Source organism: Pantoea sp. R102, assembly GCF_004916815.1.
GTDB lineage: Bacteria > Pseudomonadota > Gammaproteobacteria > Enterobacterales > Enterobacteriaceae > Pantoea > Pantoea dispersa.
Map to the genome: position 1 here is coordinate 1 of NZ_SDFT01000064.1, position 1,101 is coordinate 1,101.

Below are 1,101 nucleotides of genomic sequence, written 5' to 3' on the forward strand. Positions count from 1 at the left end.
GCGGGTGTACAGTCCGGGGACATCGTGAACACTTGTTCGGGGACATGGTAGACACTTACAACTAAGGCATAAGAACCCGTTTATGGAGTCGCTTATGCCCTGGGATGCGAGAGATACCATGTCATTACGTACTGAGTTTGTTCTGTTCGCCTCGCAAGACGGGGCGAACATCCGCGAGCTGTGCCGCCGCTACGGCATATCTCCCGCCACCGGCTACAAGTGGCTTCGCCGCTGGGATGAGGAAGGACCGTCCGGCCTTCAGGACCGCTCCCGCGCGCCCCGTCACTCACCCAACCGCTCATCTGACGACATCACCGAGCTGCTGCGTATGGCGCATGAGCTTCATCAGCACTGGGGGGCCCGCAAGATTAAGCGCTGGCTCGAAGACCGCGGGCACGGCATGCCGGCCTTCAGCACCGTCCACAACCTGATGGCCCGCCACGGCCTGCTGCCGGGCGCAGCGCCGGGCGTCCCGGCCACCGGCCGGTTTGAGCATGCGGCCCCGAACCGGCTCTGGCAGATGGATTTTAAGGGCCACTTTCCCTTTGGCGGTGGCCGCTGCCACCCGCTTACCCTGCTGGACGACCACTCCCGGTTCTCGCTGTGCCTGGTGCACTGCGCTGACGAACGGCGTGAGACGGTACAGGAGCAGCTGGTCAGCGTCTTTGAGCGCTACGGCCTGCCGGACCGGATGACGATGGATAACGGCTCGCCGTGGGGCGACACCACCGGCACCTGGACGGCAGTGGAGCTGTGGCTGATGCGCCACGGCATCCGGGTGGGACACTCGCGGCCGTATCATCCGCAGACGCAGGGCAAGCTGGAGCGCTTTCACCGCAGCCTGAAGGCGGAAGTGCTGCAGGGGAAGTGGTTCGCAGACAGCGGTGAGCTGCAGCGCGCCTTCGACCACTGGCGGACGGTCTACAATCTCGAGCGCCCGCATGAGGCGCTGGAGATGGCGGTGCCGGCGTCGCGCTATCAGCCCTCATCGCGGCAGTACAGCGGGCGCGTAGCGCCACCGGAATACGACGAGGGCGTGATGGTCAGGAAGGTGGATATCAGCGGGAAGCTGAGCGTAAAAGGACTCAGCCTGAAGGCGGG

General features: G+C 64.7%; 1 protein-coding gene. It reads left to right on the forward strand.

Annotated features, from left to right (window positions below):
- Positions 1 to 82 precede the first annotated feature (82 nt).
- Positions 83 to 1,101, forward strand: a 1,019-nt coding sequence (locus ERD80_RS08610; protein WP_136546547.1) for an IS481 family transposase, incomplete at its 3' end; no start/stop codon positions are given.